This window comes from Emcibacter sp. SYSU 3D8, assembly GCF_039655875.1.
Classification (GTDB): Bacteria; Pseudomonadota; Alphaproteobacteria; order SMXS01; family SMXS01; genus RI-34.
In genome coordinates, this window is record NZ_JBBYXK010000001.1 from 232,943 (window position 1) to 249,677 (window position 16,735).

General features: G+C 64.2%; 15 protein-coding genes and 1 tRNA gene. 11 read left to right on the plus strand and 5 right to left on the minus strand.

Translation table 11 applies throughout. The features are described from left to right. Positions 1-54: 54 nt before the first annotated feature. Positions 55-690, plus strand: coding sequence for an MAPEG family protein (locus tag WJU21_RS01185; RefSeq protein ID WP_346321550.1), 636 nt, complete (start codon positions 55-57; stop codon positions 688-690). Here the strand turns inward: WJU21_RS01185 and WJU21_RS01190 are convergent. After that, positions 635-1,372 carry a phytochelatin synthase family protein gene (locus WJU21_RS01190; protein WP_346321551.1) on the minus strand — a complete coding sequence of 246 codons (738 nt, stop codon included), beginning with the start codon at positions 1,370-1,372 and terminating at the stop codon, positions 635-637. The two genes, WJU21_RS01185 and WJU21_RS01190, sit on opposite strands and share 56 nt — an antisense overlap. Before the next feature lie 68 nt (positions 1,373-1,440). Beyond that, a complete protein-coding gene (locus WJU21_RS01195; RefSeq protein WP_346321552.1) occupies positions 1,441-3,060 on the minus strand; it encodes a peptide chain release factor 3 in 1,620 nt (539 codons plus the stop codon). Positions 3,061-3,163: 103 nt separating this feature from the next. On the opposite strand from WJU21_RS01195, the gene WJU21_RS01200 reads away from it, so the two are divergent. From WJU21_RS01200 to WJU21_RS01215, 4 genes are all read left to right on the plus strand, one after another. Then, on the plus strand, positions 3,164-4,201 hold the full coding sequence (locus WJU21_RS01200) for a TAXI family TRAP transporter solute-binding subunit (RefSeq protein ID WP_346321553.1): 1,038 nt from the start codon (positions 3,164-3,166) through the stop codon (positions 4,199-4,201). Then, on the plus strand, positions 4,201-6,555 hold the full coding sequence (locus tag WJU21_RS01205) for a TRAP transporter fused permease subunit (protein ID WP_346321554.1): 2,355 nt from the start codon (positions 4,201-4,203) through the stop codon (positions 6,553-6,555). The genes WJU21_RS01200 and WJU21_RS01205 overlap by 1 nt, the downstream gene beginning before the upstream one ends. A 130-nt stretch (positions 6,556-6,685) precedes the next feature. Next, positions 6,686-7,885, plus strand: a complete 1,200-nt coding sequence (locus WJU21_RS01210) for an acyl-CoA desaturase (RefSeq protein ID WP_346321555.1) — start codon at positions 6,686-6,688, stop codon at positions 7,883-7,885. 56 nt (positions 7,886-7,941) lie between these two features. Then, positions 7,942-8,727 carry an SDR family oxidoreductase gene (locus WJU21_RS01215; protein WP_346321556.1) on the plus strand — a complete coding sequence of 262 codons (786 nt, stop codon included), beginning with the start codon at positions 7,942-7,944 and terminating at the stop codon, positions 8,725-8,727. Positions 8,728-8,758: 31 nt separating this feature from the next. On the opposite strand, the gene WJU21_RS01220 is transcribed toward WJU21_RS01215, so the two are convergent. Further along, positions 8,759-9,331, minus strand: a complete 573-nt coding sequence (locus WJU21_RS01220) for an AAA family ATPase (protein ID WP_346321557.1) — start codon at positions 9,329-9,331, stop codon at positions 8,759-8,761. 119 nt (positions 9,332-9,450) lie between these two features. Here WJU21_RS01220 and WJU21_RS01225 point away from each other — a divergent pair, with 119 nt between their 5' ends. The 3 genes from WJU21_RS01225 (at position 9,451) to WJU21_RS01235 (ending at position 11,807) form a co-directional block, all read left to right on the plus strand. Beyond that, positions 9,451-9,948: a hypothetical protein gene (locus WJU21_RS01225; protein ID WP_346321558.1), complete on the plus strand. Its 498-nt coding sequence runs from the start codon at positions 9,451-9,453 to the stop codon at positions 9,946-9,948. An 11-nt stretch (positions 9,949-9,959) separates the two neighbouring features. Next, complete coding sequence (locus WJU21_RS01230) at positions 9,960-11,276, plus strand: NCS2 family permease (RefSeq protein WP_346321559.1); 1,317 nt, start codon at positions 9,960-9,962, stop codon at positions 11,274-11,276. A gap of 63 nt (positions 11,277-11,339) precedes the next feature. After that, positions 11,340-11,807: a hypothetical protein gene (locus WJU21_RS01235; RefSeq protein ID WP_346321560.1), complete on the plus strand. Its 468-nt coding sequence runs from the start codon at positions 11,340-11,342 to the stop codon at positions 11,805-11,807. 34 nt (positions 11,808-11,841) lie between these two features. Here WJU21_RS01235 and WJU21_RS01240 read toward each other — a convergent pair whose 3' ends face one another. Beyond that, positions 11,842-13,035, minus strand: coding sequence for a putative nucleotide-diphospho-sugar transferase (locus WJU21_RS01240; protein ID WP_346321561.1), 1,194 nt, complete (start codon positions 13,033-13,035; stop codon positions 11,842-11,844). Between the two features lie 139 nt (positions 13,036-13,174). Then, positions 13,175-13,248, minus strand: a tRNA-Gln gene (locus WJU21_RS01245). A gap of 187 nt (positions 13,249-13,435) precedes the next feature. Here WJU21_RS01245 and WJU21_RS01250 point away from each other — a divergent pair. From WJU21_RS01250 to guaB, 3 genes are all read left to right on the plus strand, one after another. Then, complete coding sequence (locus WJU21_RS01250) at positions 13,436-14,491, plus strand: Ppx/GppA phosphatase family protein (RefSeq protein ID WP_346321562.1); 1,056 nt, start codon at positions 13,436-13,438, stop codon at positions 14,489-14,491. After that, positions 14,472-15,197 carry an RlmE family RNA methyltransferase gene (locus tag WJU21_RS01255; protein WP_346321563.1) on the plus strand — a complete coding sequence of 242 codons (726 nt, stop codon included), beginning with the start codon at positions 14,472-14,474 and terminating at the stop codon, positions 15,195-15,197. The genes WJU21_RS01250 and WJU21_RS01255 overlap by 20 nt, the downstream gene beginning before the upstream one ends. Before the next feature lie 80 nt (positions 15,198-15,277). Next, a complete protein-coding gene (gene guaB / locus WJU21_RS01260; protein ID WP_346321564.1) occupies positions 15,278-16,729 on the plus strand; it encodes an IMP dehydrogenase in 1,452 nt (483 codons plus the stop codon). The last annotated feature ends 6 nt before the right edge of the window (positions 16,730-16,735 follow it).

Here is a 16,735-nt window from a genome sequence, read left to right on the forward strand (position 1 = left end):
TTGCGGTCATCCTCACTTGCTGGTCTGATCAGCCGGCAAACGGGGAGGGGAACCATGACTGTCATTCCATGGCCGACATTCGCCGTGATTCTGGGCATGGCCCTGATCATGGTCGGCACCGGCATCGTCTACGGATACGCCAAAGGCGCGTGGGACTATGCGCCCGGCGCCAGCATCCTGAAGAACTTCATGCGCGCGGCCTACGCTCTTCTGATCGCCGGGACGGGCCTGATCGTCGCCGGATTGCTGACCGGCGGCATGCCGGTGGCGGTGGCGGGGCGGGCGGTACCGGTCAGTCTGTATTATGGCGCCGCACTTGGCCTTCTGCTGGTGATGCTGACCTACAACGTCATGCACCACCGGGTGCGGATCATGACTGCGCCCGGCTCGCAGGGCGAGGACGAGAAGTCCCTGCGCGTGACCCGGGTGCACGCCAACTTCACTGAATATGTGCCGACCGGTCTGGCGCTGCTGGTGATGGTCGAACTGTCCGGGGCGCCGGCGATCATGGTGCATGCCGGCGGCGGCCTGCTGGTGCTGGCCCGTTACCTGCACGCCTACGGCTATACCCGGCATCCGATGGCCAGTTTCGGCCGCATCGTCGGCATCCAGTCGACTATCCTGGCCATCAGCTTCATGGTGGCGACGGCGTTCTACTACCTGGTGCTGTGCCGTCTGGTTCAGGCCTGATATCGACCACGATAAGGCCCCTGGACTTGCCACTCGTGGAGTCCACGGTGTCAGTGGCCCGCCAAAGCCGCTCGGTCCGAACCAGATAGGCGCCATAGTCCCGGTTGACGTCGCCCACAAACACCAGGTCGGGGCCTGACAAATAGCCCAGAACCGGCGAAAAATGGCCGTGGCCGCGTCCGAACAGGGCACCACGGTCGAAATTGACGATATAGCGGCGCGCCGGGTCGTTCGCGCCCGAAAGGTGGGCGCGAAAGTCGGCCAGGGTGGAATCGCGCACCACGGTCACCGGCCAGGGCGCCGCCTTCCGCAGCATGTCGGCTTCCTCGTCAAGCGTTAGACCCATTGGCAGGGACCCCAGGATGGACTGCGCGGACGACAACGCGGCAAGCGCGTCCTGCGATGCTTCGATCCCGGCCGACCGCAACAGGTTGGACGCGCTGGCCGGTCCGCAGAAGGAGGCATTGTCCTGATGGGTGAAGCCGGCACGGCGATAGGCGACCGCAACGGGAAAACGCCACGCCTGCGCCAATAGATATTGTTGCCGGTAAACAGGGTCCAGTTCGATCGAGACGACCGACGGATCCTGCCGCTCCGGAAGCAGAGCGAAGGGTTTCGCCCACAACCCGAACACCGCCAGCCCGATCAGGGCGGCGGCCGCCAGCCAGCGATTTCGTGTCATTGATGGCCGCAGCATCCGCATCCCGGGATCATAGGCCAGCGGCATGCGGCCCGGCTATCCCGGGCGGATCAGGCCCGTTCGCGGGTCTTGTAGAACTGCACCTTGGGCCATTCTTCCATGGTCCGGTTCAGCTCCCACATGTTCCGGGCCAGCAGGACGGGTGCGCCGTCGCGATCCTCGGCCAGCACCGAGCGCCGTTCATCGAGAAACTTCCTGAGCTCTGCTGGGTCGTCGCTGTCGACCCAGCGGGCGGTCTCGAAGGGTGCGGGTTCGAAGTCGATGGCGACCTTGTATTCGACGGCAACGCGCGAGGCCATGACGTCGAGCTGGAGCTGGCCGACCACGCCGACGATCCAGCTCGATCCCAGCAACGGCCGGAATGCCTGAACGACACCTTCCTCGGAAAGATCCTCAAGAGCGCTGCGCAACTGCTTGCCGCGACTGGGGTCTGCCAATCTCACACGGCGCAGAATTTCGGGCGCGAAGCTGGGAATGCCGGTAAATCTGACATCGTCGCCTTCGACCAGCGCATCGCCGACCCGCAAGGTGCCATGGTTCGGAACGCCGATGATGTCGCCAGGGAAGGCTTCTTCGGCGAGCTCGCGTTCCTGGGCGAAAAAGAAAATCGGGTTGGCGATCGCGAGAGGCTTGCCGCTGCGCACCTGCCGCAGCTTCATGCCCCGCTTGAACTGGCCCGATACCAGTCGCACGAAGGCGACACGGTCGCGGTGATTCGGGTCCATATTCGCCTGGACCTTGAAGACGAACCCGGTGACGCGGTCCTCGCCGGGATCGACCGGTGCAGGCTCGGCCGGCTGGCGCTGCGGCGGCGGCGCAAAGCTCTCCAGCGCATCGAGCAGCCTGTCGACCCCATAGTCCTTCAGGGCACTGCCGAAAAAGACCGGGGTCAGATGACCTTCGCGGTAGGCGGCCATATCGAATTCCGGATATCCAACCTGCGCCAGTTCCGCCATTTCACGGAACGGCTCCAGCACATGCGGCGGCACCCGTTCTTCCAGCGCAGGGCTGTCGGGCGACGGTGCATCGATGACAAGGTCGAACTTGCCGTCGCGGCCGGCGCTCGAGGTCAGGTGCTGGCCGGCCTGAAGATCGTAGAGACCGTGGAAAGCCGTGCCCGAGCCGATCGGGAGGGTCATGGGACAGGCGCTGAGGGCGAGGGTGCTCTCGATTTCGTCGAGCAACTCGAACGGGTCGCGCGCCTCCCGGTCCACCTTGTTGATGAAGGTGATGATCGGAATGTCGCGCAGGCGGCACACCTCGAACAGCTTGCGGGTCTGGGCCTCGATGCCTTTCGCCGCGTCGATCACCATGATGGCGGAATCCACCGCGGTCAACGTGCGGTAGGTGTCCTCACTGAAGTCCTGGTGGCCGGGCGTATCGAGCAGATTGAAGGTGATGCCGTCGCGCTCGAAGGTCATGACCGAACTGGTGATCGAGATGCCGCGGGCGCGCTCGATCTCCATCCAGTCCGACTGGGTACGCCGCCGCTCGCCGCGCGCACGGACGTTGCCGGCGAGACGGATCGCGCCGCCGAACAGCAACAGCTTTTCGGTCAGCGTGGTCTTGCCCGCATCCGGATGGGAAATGATCGCGAAGGTCCGCCGCGAGGCATAAGGGGTGGTGCCGGTCCGGTCCCGCACCGCGGCGGCCGTGGTGGAGTCCGTCATGGTTCTCGCAACGCCGTTGGGGTTGGGCGCACATATAGGCCCGCCACGACGTCAATGCCACGCTAATGTTGACCTGACGCAGCACAACTGGTGTGTTCTTATCGTGACCAACCTTGCCGACTACACGGAAAATCTCTTGCCGCATCTCCTCCGCTCCAGCAGTCCGCGCATCTCCCGCAGGCGCGTCCTCAGCCTGGGCGCGGGTCTCGGCATGGCCTGCATGTTACTGCCCCACGCGGCCCATGCGCGCCGCCTTCGCATGGCCATCGTGACCGGTGGCACAGGCGGCGTGTTCTATCCCTATGGCGGTGGCCTCGCCAAACTGCTCAGCGAGCATGGCAACGACATCCAGGCGACCGCGCAGGTCACCGGCGGCTCGGTCGACAACATCATGCTGCTGGATGCCGGCCAGGCCGAAATGGGCTTCTCGACCGTCGATTCCGCCTACGAAGCGATCAAGGGACGGCCGCCCTACGATACGGTCGGTCCCCAGAAAATTCGAACCATGGCCGTGCTCTATGACAGCTTTCTGCATCTGGTGGTCAATGCGTCATTGCCCATCCGGCGTGTGGCCGATCTCAGGGGCAGGCGGATTTCCATCGGCTCGGCCGGCTCCTCGACGGAGGCATTCGCGGATCGGGTGCTTCGCGCCGCCGGCCTCGATCCGCTCAAGGACGTGACCCGCGACAATCTCAGCGTGTCCGAATCCGTCGGCGCCATGAAGGACGGCAAGATTGCCGGATTGTTCTGGGTGGGCGGCATTCCCACCTCGGCAATCAACGACCTGGCGCTTTCCGGACAACCGGCATTGCGCTTTGTGCCGACCGGCGGGGAACTGGCGGCGCTCGAGGCGGCCTGGCCCGGGATCTATTCGGCATTCGAATTGCCGGCCGGGGTCTACAGAACGCAGGACGAGCCTGTATCCGGGCTGGGTGTGGCAAACCTGCTGCTTGTGCCCGAGGCCGTCGATGGCGAGTTCGTCACGCGCGTGCTCAACACCGTGTTCAAGAACCTGGATGAGGTACACGCCATTCACCCGGAAGCGCGCAAGCTCACTCTGGCCGGCGCCGCCCGGCGCACGGCCGTGCCGTTCCATCCGGCCGCCGAGACCTTCTATCGTGCCCACGGCGTGCTCGCCTGATGCAGGACGACGAACAGGACGTCATCGACGAACAACTCGCCCTGGCCGCAACGCTGTCCGACGATGGCGAACCGGAATATGTGCAGGGCTGGCTGAAATACGCCACCGGTGCAGTGGCTTTCGCCCTGGCCTGCTATGCGCTCTACTGGACCCAGTTTGCGATCAACACGACCTGGTACCGGGCGAGTTTCCTGGCGATCGCCCTCGCGTTGGTGTTCCTGCGGCGCCCGCTCGTGCCGCCGTCCACATTCCGGCGCGCCACGCTCGAAGAATGGCTTACGGCGGGAGTGGCGCTCGGGCTCATCGGCCTCGTGCTGCATGACACGAACCTGATGCAGGGGGATACGAAGGGCTGCCTGATCCTGGCTGCGCTGGCGGTACCGTTCCTGCTGTACCCGATTGCCACCTCGGTTCCGATTGTTGCCCGATTGCGTCTTTCCGACTGGATTCTGGCGGCGCTGGCAATCTGGAGCGCCGTGTACCTCGCGACCCAGATCGACCTGTACAAGAACCGCGCAACCCGGCCCACGCCGGAAGAAATCGCACTGGGACTGGCGCTGATCGTGCTGATTCTCGAGGCGACCCGGCGGGCCATCGGCTGGATTCTGCCCGCGATCACGCTGGTCTTCCTCGCCTATTGCTACCTGGGTCCCTACGTGCCGCTGCCGTTCGACCACCGGGGATTTTCGGTAACCCGGATGATCGCTCAGAACTATCTGACCTTCGAGGGCGTCTTCTCGACCCCGCTCGACGTGGCGGCCACCTTCATCATCGTCTTCACGCTGTTCGGCAGCGTGCTGGCGCGGGGAGGGGCAGGACGCTTCTTCATCGACTGGGCGTTCGCCCTGTTCGGCAAGAAGCCGTCGCCGGCCGCGCCCGGCCGGGCAGTGGTGGCATCCGGTTTCCTGCTCGGCACCGTATCGGGCTCCGGCGTGGCGACGACGGTGACACTGGCCTCGCTGGCGTGGCCGATGCTGAAGGGCAGCGGCTATCCGCCAAATGTTGCCGGCGGCATGCTGTCGGCGGCAGGCATAGGCGCGCTGATCGCGCCGCCGACGCTCGGCGCAGTGGCGTTCATCATCGCCGAATACCTTCAGGTTCCCTACCTTCAGGTCATCATCTATGCGGCGATTCCCGCATTGCTGTATTACTTCTCGTGCTGGCTCACCACCGAGGCCGACGCGCGCAAACTTGGCGTGGCCGCAGTGCGTACCTCGCAGTCGTCGCTCTGGGCGCTGACGCGCGGGCACGGCTATCATTTTCTTTCGCTGCTGACGATTGCGCTCCTCCTGGCGCTGGGCTTCTCGGCATTCATGGCCGTTTTCTGGTCGATCGCCCTGGCCCTCGCTCTCTCCATGCTGCGGCGCGAGGATCGCCTCGTCACACCGGCAGCCCTTGCCGTCGGGGTGTGCGTCGCAGGCGCGACCTATCTGTTCGGTGTGACCGGGCTGGCCAAGGCAAGTGGTGTCGGCAACCTGTTCGACGGGCGTATTTCGGTGTCCCTGTTCTGGATGATCCTGGCAGCCACCCTGTTCTCGGCATTTCAGGGGTACCGGGCATGGCGCCGGAACGTTGCGGCAACAGATGGCGCGCTTGGCATGGCATCGGCGCTGCACGACGGCGCCGTGTCGACACTGGGCATCGTTGCCACATGCGCATGCGCCGGCCTCATCGTCTCGGTGGTCAATCTGACCGGACTTGGCCTGACGATCTCGTCGATCATCGTCAGCGCGGGCGGCGGCGATCGATTGGTCGTGATCCTGCTCGCAGCCATCGCCATGTGGGTGATCGGGGCCGCGCTCCCTGTCACCGCCAGCTACATCATCGCCGCCGTGATGCTGGTTCCCGCGCTGACCCGTGTGGGGATTCCGGAACCCGCCGCGCACATGTTCATGTTTTACTACGCCGTGCTGGGCGAAGTCTCGCCGCCGACGGCGCTTGCGCCTTTCGCCGCGTCGGCGATCACCGGCGGGCAACCGTTCCGCACCATGATGCAGACATGGAAATACACGCTGCCGGCCTTCGTCATTCCCGTGATGTTCTGCCTGACGCCGTACGGGCTCCAGTTGCTGACCCTGACGCCCGAGGGCGCCGATCCGGTCAGCTGGGCGGATTGGACCGGTATTCTGGTAGCCGTGCTGAAGTCGGCGCTGGCGCTGCTTGGGCTGGCCGTCGGCATTACGGGTTACGCGGCCGCGCCGGCCCGCCTGATCGAGCGGGTTCTTTGCGGCCTGGGCGGAATATTGCTGCTGACCGCAGGCTTCTACAGCGACCTTTTCGGCGCACTTTTGCTGATTTCCGGCCTTGCATTCCATTGGCTGCGGGTGCGGTCAATCACGCGGTCCGCGCGATAGGGCTTTGATCCGGGCCCGTTAGTTTCTATATAGAGGGCCGGATCTTCGATCCTCCACGAGATACCTGCCAGCGAGAGGGCGCGTTCTCACGGACCAGGCCACATTCTCCGCTGAAAGACCCTGTCGCCGGATGCACCGCGCCCCCAGAAACGAACGCTACCTGTTAGGCACGTCCCTACCATTCATCGCCGCGCATCTCGCGTGTTTCGCCGCCATCTGGACCGGTGTGTCGGTCGCCGACCTGGCGCTATGCGCCGGACTCTATGCAGCGCGCATGTTCGGCGTGACCGGCGGCTATCATCGATATTTCTCGCACAAGACCTACAAGACCAGCCGCGTCATGGCGTTCATCCTTGGCTTCCTGGCGCAGAGTTCCGCCCAGCGGGGCATCCTGTGGTGGGCGGGCACGCACCGGCACCATCACCGCTTTTCCGACGGTCCCGAGGATGTGCATTCCCCGGTCCGGCGCAGCTTCGTCTATTCCCATGTGGGATGGATATTCAGCGACCGCTACGACACGACCGATTTGAGCCTGGTGCCCGATCTCGCCAAGTATCCCGAGTTGTTGTGGCTTGAGCGCCATCCGTATCTGCCGGCACTGATCTCCGGCTTCGTCGTCTGGCTGCTGGCCGGCTGGTCCGGCCTGGTGGTCGGCTTCATGTGGTCGACGGTGCTGTGCTGGCACGCCACCTTCGCCATCAATTCGCTGGCCCATGTCCACGGCAAGCGCCGCTACGTGACCGGCGACCAGTCCCGCAACAATTGGTGGCTGGCGCTGCTGACCTTTGGCGAAGGATGGCACAACAACCATCATCACTACCAGGGGTCGGCCCGTCAGGGCTTCCGGTGGTACGAAATCGATATCAGCTATTATGTGCTGCGGGCCATGTCGGCGGTCGGTCTCGTCTGGGATCTTCGGCTGCCGTCCGAGCGGGCAATCCAGTACGAGCAAAAGCTGACTCCGGCCGTGGTCGAGAAGGCCGCCGGGCAACTTGCTGCCAGCTTCAAGGTGGAAAGTATTGCTGCCGACCTGCGTACCCGGCTGACCGAGAAGCGTGGCCACGTCCAGCACGAGATGTCCGAACTGATCGATCGCTGGCATCGCCAGCTCGACGAGAAGGTGGATCACCTGCGCCACGACCTGGACGAGCTGTTCCACGCGATTCATGTGCCGACCATGCCAAGCGCGACCGAGCTTCGCGAGAAGGCGGCCTCCATGTTTGCCCATACGCCCAGCATCAATGACATCGTCGAACGGACGCGCCAGATGCTGATGGACGGGGTTCGTGATGAGTTGCTGGGCCGGCAGGCAGCCGGCTCGCACGCCTGAGGCGTGCCTCCCGCCGGTTCGACTGTCAGGCATAGCGCCAAACGGGGTTTAATCTCATGACCATATCACTTGAGGGAACCGTCGCGCTGGTGACCGGTGCGGGCGGCGGAATCGGGGGCGCCACATGCGCCGCATTGCGCGAGGGCGGCGCGCACGTCATCGCCACGGACTTGCCGACGACGCCCCAGGCCAGTCGTCCCGAAGGCGTCGAATGGCTCGATCTCGACGTCACCGACGAGGATAACTGGACCGCCGCCGTGGCCGCCGTCCGGCAAAATCACGGAAGCCTGGACATCCTGGTCAACAATGCCGGTATCTCGGTGGTCGAGCCCATCGAGGGCAGCACGCTGGCATCCTGGCGCCGGGTCATGGCGATCAACGTCGACGGCGTCTATCTCGGCGTGCGGAGCTGCCTGCCGCTGCTGCGCGACGCGGGCGGACGCCGCAAGGGCGGCGCGTCGATCGTCAACCTGTCGTCCAATGCCGGCCTGATCGGCGCCGAATTCAACGTCGCCTACTGCACCAGCAAAGGCGCCGTGCGCCTGATGACCAAGGCGCTCGCCATGGAATTCAGCGCGCTGAACTACAAGATCCGGGTCAATTCGGTTCATCCGGGCGGCATCGAGACCAACATGCTGGGCTCGATTTTCCAGCGGTTTTACGAACTTGGTTTCGCGCCATCCGCTCAGGCGGCCTACGACGCCTCGGTCGCGGCCCACCCCATCGGCCGTATGGGCAAGCCCGAGGAGATCGCTGCGGGCATCCGATTCCTTGCCAGCGACGAATCCAGCAACATGCACGGCGCCGAACTGGTCATGGACGGCGGCTACACGGCACGGTGATCGCGGCCGGGAAGGGAACGCCCGAGCACCGCTATTCCAGGATCAGCCGCTGCAGGACGAAAGCGGCGCGGGCGCCCACGTCGGTCTTCGGCAGTTCCACCACGTCATATCCCAACGCTTCATAAGCGATGCGCAGTGGCCCATAGGCTGCCACGGCATCCTCGAAGCCATGCCGACGTTCCGCATCACATTGATAGATATCCCGCCAGGGCGGCGCGAAAAACACCCGCCTGTAGCATCGAAAGCGGTGTGCGGCCGTCATGAGATGGTTGGGAACCTGCCCGCTGCCCGCGATCTGGTCGACGATGCCCCGGTCGAAGAACGTCAGCTTGCCTGTCTGGGACGCTGAAATCATGTTGTGCATCGTGCGTGACACGGTCAGCTCGATAAACTTGTCGATGTCGGCCCATGGCAGCCCAGTACCGCCGATGAAGAGCTGCTCCTTGACGACCTGTCGCCCTGCCTCCTGTCGGACCGCATGGCCCCGCCGGGCCAGTTCGGCGAGCAAAGTCGATTTGCCACCGCCGGAGCAGCCGGAAATGATCACCAGCCGGTCGGTCGCAGTCTCGACCAGTTCCGGCCGGTAGGTTGCTTCGCTGGTCATGGGTTTACCGTCTCCAATCTCCAATATTCGGGGCAGCACGCTCGGTTATGTGGCGGCTTGGCAATTACCGGAAAAAGCCTGACACTCGTTCCATATAATGAGCCACCGGGGGATGGGTTATGATATTGGGTTTGTCCGTTTCCGCCTTCACCACACTTCATGTGGCCATCAGCCTGATCGCAATTGCTGCGGGCCTGGTGGTGCTCTACGGCATGATCAGGGGAATGCCCATGCCGATGCTCAATCATCTGTTCCTGGCGACCACCGTGGCCACGACCTTGAGCGGGTTTCTGTTCCCGATCAGCGGGTTGACCCCGGCCTTGATGACCGGGCTCGTCTCCTCGATCCTGCTGGGCGCCGCGCTGTTCGCCTATTATAGAGCGCATCTCAAAGGGCGCTGGCGCGGCGTCTACGTGGTGACGGCCGTCGCCGCGCTCTATCTCAATTGCTTTGTGCTGGTGGTGCAGTCGTTTCAGAAACTGGGCGTTCTCCAGCCTCTGGCCCCGACCCAGTCGGAACCGCCGTTCCTGGCGGCACAGGGAACTGTGCTGCTCACCTTCGTCCTGCTGGGATATCTGGCGTTCAAACGCGGCCGCGCCGCGGTCGCCGCCAACTGATCGGGTCCGTCTTGCTCAACAGGTTCTTCCGCCTCGCCGAACACGGCACCTGCGTCCGCACCGAGGTGTTGGCCGGCCTGACCAGCTTCCTGACCATGGCCTATATTATCGTCGTCAATCCGGCGATTCTGGCCGATGCGGGTATGCCGTTTGCGGGCGCGGCCGCCGCGACCTGTCTGGGTGCGGCGATGGGATCGATTCTCATCGGCCTCGCCGCCAACACGCCTATCGCCCTGGCGCCCGGCATGGGTCTCAACGCCTATTTCACCTATACGGTGGTGAACGGCATGGGCCTGCCCTGGGAGACGGCGCTGGGATGCGTGTTCCTGTCGGGCCTTGCCATGCTGCTGATGACCATGGGGGGACTGAGACAGCTGATTATCGCCGCCATTCCCCCGTCGCTGTATGCCGCCATTGCCGCGGGCATCGGCCTGTTCATCGCCTTTATCGGCCTGCACGGTGCGGGCATCGTCGTCGCCAATCCGGCAACCACCGTGGCGCTGGGCGATCTTGCCACGCCGTCGGCGGGACTGGCCATTTTCGGCTTGGCGCTGACCGGCGCGCTGATGGTGTGGCGGGTGCGGGCGGCCATCCTGATCGGTATCCTTGCGACCACGATGCTGGCGTGGGTGCTCGGCGAAGTGGTGGTCAAGCCGGTCGAGTACAGCGTCGCCGCCCTGACCTCGACAGCTTTCCGCCTGGATATACCTGCGGCGCTGGGCCTGGGCGGGCAGGGAACCGGCTTTGCGCTCATCGAGATCATCTTCATCTTCCTGTTCGTCGACCTGTTCGACAATGTGGGCACCCTCGTCGCGGTAACCCAGCGCGCCGGGCTGATGACGCCCGAAGGCCGTATCCCGCGTCTCAAACGCATGCTGTTTGCTGATTCCGCGGCCAGCATGGCCGGGGCGGTCGCCGGCACCAGTCCAGTGGTGAACTATATCGAAAGTGCCTCGGGCGTGTCGGCGGGCGGGCGAACCGGTCTCACGGCGGTTGTGGTCGGCCTGCTGTTCCTCGTCGCGCTTTTTGCGGCGCCCTACGCCCAGGCGATTCCAGCCGCGGCGACCGCGCCGGCCCTGATCCTGGTCGGCGCCATGATGATGGCGCCACTGGCGAAAGTGGACTGGCACGATCCGATGACGTCGATCCCGGCATTTCTTATTCTTGTCGGCATACCGCTCACCTTCTCGATTTCCAACGGAATCGCCTTTGGCGTCATCGCGTATGTAGCGCTGAAGCTGGCGAGGGGAAAACTGAGACGCGCCGACTGGCTCATGCTGCTGCTCGCGATCCTGTTCGCCGCTCGTTTCCTGTGGCTCGCCGAATAGCCGATCTTTTCCGATCGTTCGTGGCCAGGTATGCTTTGGGATATATTCAGTCGGCGGCAGCGCATGCGGCAGGTTTTGGCAGGTATTTTGGCACTCGGGTTGCTGCTCGATTCAGCAACCGGTGAAACCTTGGCGCCGACGGTCACGCCTGAGGATTTTCCGCCACTCGACGAGATGTATTACGAGGAGGCGAATGCATGGAGCTGGCCGATCATCCATAGGCGATGCGCAGGGGTATATCTGCTGACCCAGTGGATGTCGGAAGATGATCCAACTGTAACCAATCGCTTTATCGACCGTGGCGAGTTCCACGTTTATGCCGCCGCCAGACACTTGAGCAGGGATGTTCAACTCGATTTCGAACGGGCCCTGGACGATACGATGAGCAGCGCCAACCAGATGGGCATGAGATATATGGAGCTTGCAGAGCCGATAATCGAGGCGGGCGGCGACCCGCTCAGGGATTCGATGATCGCCGCCGACCTGACGTTTTGTGATCAGATCCGCAGACCCGATACATTCGAGCAATAATGTACCGCTCGCCCATCCGGGCCGGGTTTTGCGCCTAAAGCGCGCCCCGCAGCTTGTTGCGAACCATCAGCGGCAACAGGCGGGCGCTTTCTCGAAAACCAAATCGCCGTAGCGACCGCACCCCCAGCAACAGACCGTCCAGAACGGCTCCCAGAGATATGAGCGCGATGGCCGCCTGCCGGCTGACCAACGCCTCAAGCTGGAGATTCGCAGCGGTCCGCCGCAGGATCCGGCGCGCCTGCTCCCGGTTACCCAGTTCCCTCAGGCCAAGTCCAAGCGCCAGCTGGCTGTTGGGATCGTCCACACCGTGCAGCAACGCCTGATCGAACGACAGCGCGGCCCCGGGACGATCGCCATGCCGGAGTTGCAGGCAACCCAGATGTGTCCAGTTCGGGCCGCTGGCCGGGCTTGCAGCCAGCCGCCATTTCAGCGCGCAGAGCGCCGCGGCATCCCGGGGTGAGAGCCCGCTGACCTCGACCAGAGCCTCGTCGGGGACGACATAGCCGTTGGTCGCGCCGGTCTCGCTCAGAACGAACTCCAGCAACTCGACGTGGCTGGTGAAGAAAGGACGCTCGAAATATGGGTGCGCGACGGCGGCATGCGGCGCGGTAAAGGGCGAGTCCCGCGTCACCAATTCGTAGGGCAGGGCGAGAACCGACAGCGGCTGACCGTCGATCTCGACCCGGCAGCGCTTGCCGGTCAGACCGCCCAGGGCGACGTCCTCCCAGAACGGCTGCAAACTGTCCAGAAGCTGGTTGAAGGCGATCTGCTCTCGGGTGTGGTATTCCAGCCGCTCCTGCCAGCGTGCGAAGAAAGCCGTTGTGCCCGGCGTCGACCGCGCGAGGTAGAAGCCGGCACAAAGAACAAATCCCCATTTGGCCGCCAGATTTCGGGGAATGCCGAATTCGGTCGAACAGATGATGTCATCGTCGAAGCCTGCGAAATCCGGCAACGGCGCACGATGCCAGAAGGCGTCGATGTCGGTGTGCAGAATGTCGTGGCCCTGCTCGAGGAAACTCCGGAAGAACGCCATATGCCGGACCAGCAACGAATGCCGGCTGTCCCTGGAGATGTCCAATTGGGGCAGTGCAGTGGCGGTCACCCGCTCGAGGCCGGCGCATTGCGCATAGGAGTCCATGTCCATGCAGCCCACATGCAGGTCGCCGGGCATGTGCGCCGCCGACTGCGCCAGCCACAATTTCAGCAGCCGCATGTAAGGCGCGTTCACCGAAGCGACGATCCTCGGTATTTTTGCAGATGTCATGATGAGGGAGCTGCGCTGAAGTTGTTGCCCGCGTGCAACAATCGCATAAACACCGCGCGAATTGAACCCTGCGGCACGCTATCCGGGAATTGTCAGGAGTGGTTGGCTGGGGGACTAGGATTCGAACCTAGACTGGCGGAGTCAGAGTCCGCTGTCCTACCGTTAGACGATCCCCCAACGAAGGCGGGCGGAACATAGGGAGAGCGGCGCGGCCTGTCAACGACTTGAGAGGCATTTGGGCGATGGAAAATCGTCGCCGCCGCCAGCCGCCGGAAATGGCGATTCAGGCGCGGCCTTGCGCCTTCGCCAAACCGCGTTACATTGGTGTGAAGTCTCAAGTCCTTGAATGGAGCCCCAAAGCAACGTGCGTCACGCGGCCGACCATATCGAAGCGCGGCCTGGCAACGGGCAGAGCGCCGGGCGCTGGGGACATACCTACGCCGCTGTCGACCTGGGCACCAACAATTGCCGGCTGCTGATCGCAAGGCCGACGGGCGCGGGCTTTCGCGTTATCGACTCGTTCTCGCGCATTGTCCGGCTTGGCGAGGGTGTCGCCAACAAGGGCGCGCTGTCACGCGAGGCCATGGCACGCACCATCGACGCGCTGAAAGTCTGCGCCGACAAGATCGACCGGCGCGGCGTCACCCGCCAGCGCCACGTGGCGACGGCCGCCTGCCGCGCCGCCAGCAACCATCTGGAATTCCTCGAGGAAGTGCGCGAGAAAACCGGTCTGGACCTGCACGTCATCACCCCGGAGGAAGAGGCGCGGCTTGCCGTCTCGGGCTGCATTTCGCTGTTCGACGATGGTTCCGAATTCGCGTTCGTGTTCGATATCGGCGGCGGCAGCACCGAATTGATCTGGGTCGCGGCCACGCCGGACAAGGCCTGTGACATCCGTGCCTGGACCTCGCTGCCCTGCGGTGTGGTGACGCTGGCAGAAGCCTTCGGCGGCCGTGAGGTAACGGACGAGATGTACCGGGCCATGGTCCGCCACGTGGAGGACCTGCTGCAGCCGTTCGAGCAACAGCACCGGCTCCGCGACAGGGTCAAGACGCACCAGGTCCAGATGATCGGCACGTCGGGCACGGTCACCACCATCGCCGGCATCCATCTGGGGCTGAGGCGCTATGATCGCAGCCGGGTCGACGGCATGTGGATCGAACGCGAGCATATCCATGACATTTCCCGCCGGCTGACCGGCATGAGCTATGAAGAGCGCATGGCAGAACCCTGCGTCGGCCGCGACCGCGCCGACCTGGTGATCGCCGGCTGCGCCATCTACGAGGCGATCGCCCGTATGTGGCCCTGCGCCAAGCTGCGCGTTGCCGACCGCGGCCTGCGCGAGGGCTTGCTGCTCGACCTGATGATCGATGCCGATACCGAACAACGCCGGAGCGGGTATGGCGCCGCGTCCGCCTAGGGGCTCGCGCCCCAGCGCCCCGGGAAAAAGTCCAGCCAAGGGATCCGGAGAGCGGGAACTGAGTGTGCGGGTCAAGTCCGCCTCGGGCCGTACCTTGTCGTCCACCCTGTGGCTGCAGCGCCAGCTCAACGACCCCTATGTGGCGGCCGCCAGGCGCGAGGGTTACCGCTCGCGGGCGGCGTACAAGCTGATCGAGATGGACGAAAAGTACCATCTGCTCAAAAAGGGAGCCCGGATCATCGACCTGGGCGCGGCGCCCGGCGGCTGGAGCCAGGTGGCGGTCAAGAAGGTGGGTCCGTCGGGCCGGATCATCGCGATCGACATCAATGAGTTCGAGCCGATTCCCGGTGTCGAGATCACCCAGCTGGATTTCCTCGACCCCGATGCGCCCGATCGGCTGGTCGAGATGGCCGGTGGTCCCGTGGATCTGGTCATGAGCGATATGGCCGCGCCCGCGTCCGGTCATCGGGCCACCGATCACATCAAGATCATGGCCCTGTGCGAGGCCGCCATCGAGTTCGCGGTCAACGTGCTGGCGCCCGGCGGCAGCTTCGTTGCCAAGGTGCTCAAGGGCGGTACCGAGAACGAACTCCTGGTTATGATGCAGCAGCATTTCAGGTCTGTCCGGCACGCAAAACCCAAGGCCAGCCGGCAGGATTCCGCCGAAGCCTACGTGGTTGCGACCGGATTCAAGGGCCTCAAATAACACCGATACTAGCCCTTGTACCTGGGCGTTCACGGTGTCATATTCCCCGCCACTTCGGCGCAGGCGACCCAGGAGGTCCGATGGACATTCGCGAGGCACTGACTTTCGACGACGTCCTTCTTGTGCCTCGCGAGTCTGCCGTCATGCCCGGTCAGGTTGACACCCGTACCCGTCTTACCCAATCCATCGAACTCGGCATTCCGCTGCTTTCCGCGGCCATGGATACCGTGACCGAAAGCCGGCTGGCCATCGCCATGGCTCAGGCGGGCGGCATGGGCATCCTTCACCGCAACATGACCGCGGCCCAACAGGCCGAGGAAGTCAGGCAGGTGAAGAAGTTCGAATCCGGCATGGTCGTCAATCCGGTGACCATCCAGCCCCATGAGCCGCTGTCGCGCGCGCTGGAGTTGATGAAATATCACCGCATCTCGGGCATTCCCGTGGTCGAGAAGGGCGGCAAGCTGGTCGGCATCCTGACCAACCGCGACGTGCGCTTCGCCACCAACCAGGCGCAGCCGGTCAGCGACCTGATGACCCAGCAGGTCATCACCGTGAAGGACAATGTGGACACCCAGGATGCACAGAAGCTGCTGCATCAGCACCGCATCGAAAAGCTCCTGGTGGTCGACGACGCCTATCGCTGCATCGGCCTGATCACCGTCAAGGACATCGAAAAGGCCCAGCTTCACCCCAACGCGTCCAAGGACGCCAAGGGTCGGCTGCGCGTGGGTGCGGCCGTGACCGTCGGCAATGAAGGCCTCGAACGCGCCGCGGCGCTGATCGACGCCCAGGTCGACGTGATCGTGGTCGACACGGCCCACGGCCATTCCAGCCGGGTCATCGACACCGTCGCGCGGCTGAAAAAGGCAGGCGGCGTCGAGGTGATCGCCGGCAATATCGCCACTGCCGATGCCGCCAGGGCGCTGATGGATGCGGGCGCCGACGCGGTCAAGGTCGGTATCGGCCCGGGCTCGATCTGCACCACCCGCATCGTCGCCGGCATTGGCGTGCCGCAATTGACGGCGGTGATGGATGTGGTCAGCGTGACCGCCAAGGCCGGGATCCCGGTGATCGCCGACGGCGGCATCAAGACATCGGGCGACGTGGCGAAGGCCATCGCCGCCGGCGCAAACTGCGTCATGGTCGGCTCGCTGCTGGCCGGCACTGAAGAGGCGCCCGGCGAGGTCTTCCTGTATCAGGGCCGCTCGTACAAGGCGTATCGCGGCATGGGGTCGGTGGGCGCCATGGCGCGCGGCTCGGCCGATCGCTACTTCCAGGAAGAAGTGAAGGACACGATGAAGCTCGTCCCGGAAGGTGTTGAAGGACAAGTGCCTTTCAAGGGTCCGACCGGCAGCGTGGTGCATCAGCTTGTAGGCGGCCTGCGCGCCGCCATGGGCTATACGGGCGCCGCTACCGTACCCGACCTGCAGGAGCGGGCGCAGTTCGTGCGCATCACCAATGCGGGCCTGCGCGAAAGCCACGTCCACGACGTGGTGATTACCCGCGAATCCCCCAATTACCCGGGTTCCTGAGCCGCC

Excerpts from the sequence above, each read along its gene's own strand:
- WJU21_RS01190 (WP_346321551.1), bottom strand. The coding sequence starts at position 1,372 with ATGACACGAAATCGCTGGCTGGCGGCCGCCGCCCTGATCGGGCTGGCG.
- guaB (WP_346321564.1), top strand. The coding sequence starts at position 15,278 with ATGGACATTCGCGAGGCACTGACTTTCGACGACGTCCTTCTTGTGCCT.
- WJU21_RS01205 (WP_346321554.1), top strand. The coding sequence starts at position 4,201 with ATGCAGGACGACGAACAGGACGTCATCGACGAACAACTCGCCCTGGCC.
- WJU21_RS01235 (WP_346321560.1), top strand. The coding sequence starts at position 11,340 with ATGCGGCAGGTTTTGGCAGGTATTTTGGCACTCGGGTTGCTGCTCGAT.
- WJU21_RS01210 (WP_346321555.1), top strand. The coding sequence starts at position 6,686 with ATGCACCGCGCCCCCAGAAACGAACGCTACCTGTTAGGCACGTCCCTA.
- WJU21_RS01225 (WP_346321558.1), top strand. The coding sequence starts at position 9,451 with ATGATATTGGGTTTGTCCGTTTCCGCCTTCACCACACTTCATGTGGCC.
- WJU21_RS01215 (WP_346321556.1), top strand. The coding sequence starts at position 7,942 with ATGACCATATCACTTGAGGGAACCGTCGCGCTGGTGACCGGTGCGGGC.
- WJU21_RS01255 (WP_346321563.1), top strand. The coding sequence starts at position 14,472 with ATGGCGCCGCGTCCGCCTAGGGGCTCGCGCCCCAGCGCCCCGGGAAAA.
- WJU21_RS01195 (WP_346321552.1), bottom strand. The coding sequence starts at position 3,060 with ATGACGGACTCCACCACGGCCGCCGCGGTGCGGGACCGGACCGGCACC.
- WJU21_RS01220 (WP_346321557.1), bottom strand. The coding sequence starts at position 9,331 with ATGACCAGCGAAGCAACCTACCGGCCGGAACTGGTCGAGACTGCGACC.
- WJU21_RS01185 (WP_346321550.1), top strand. The coding sequence starts at position 55 with ATGACTGTCATTCCATGGCCGACATTCGCCGTGATTCTGGGCATGGCC.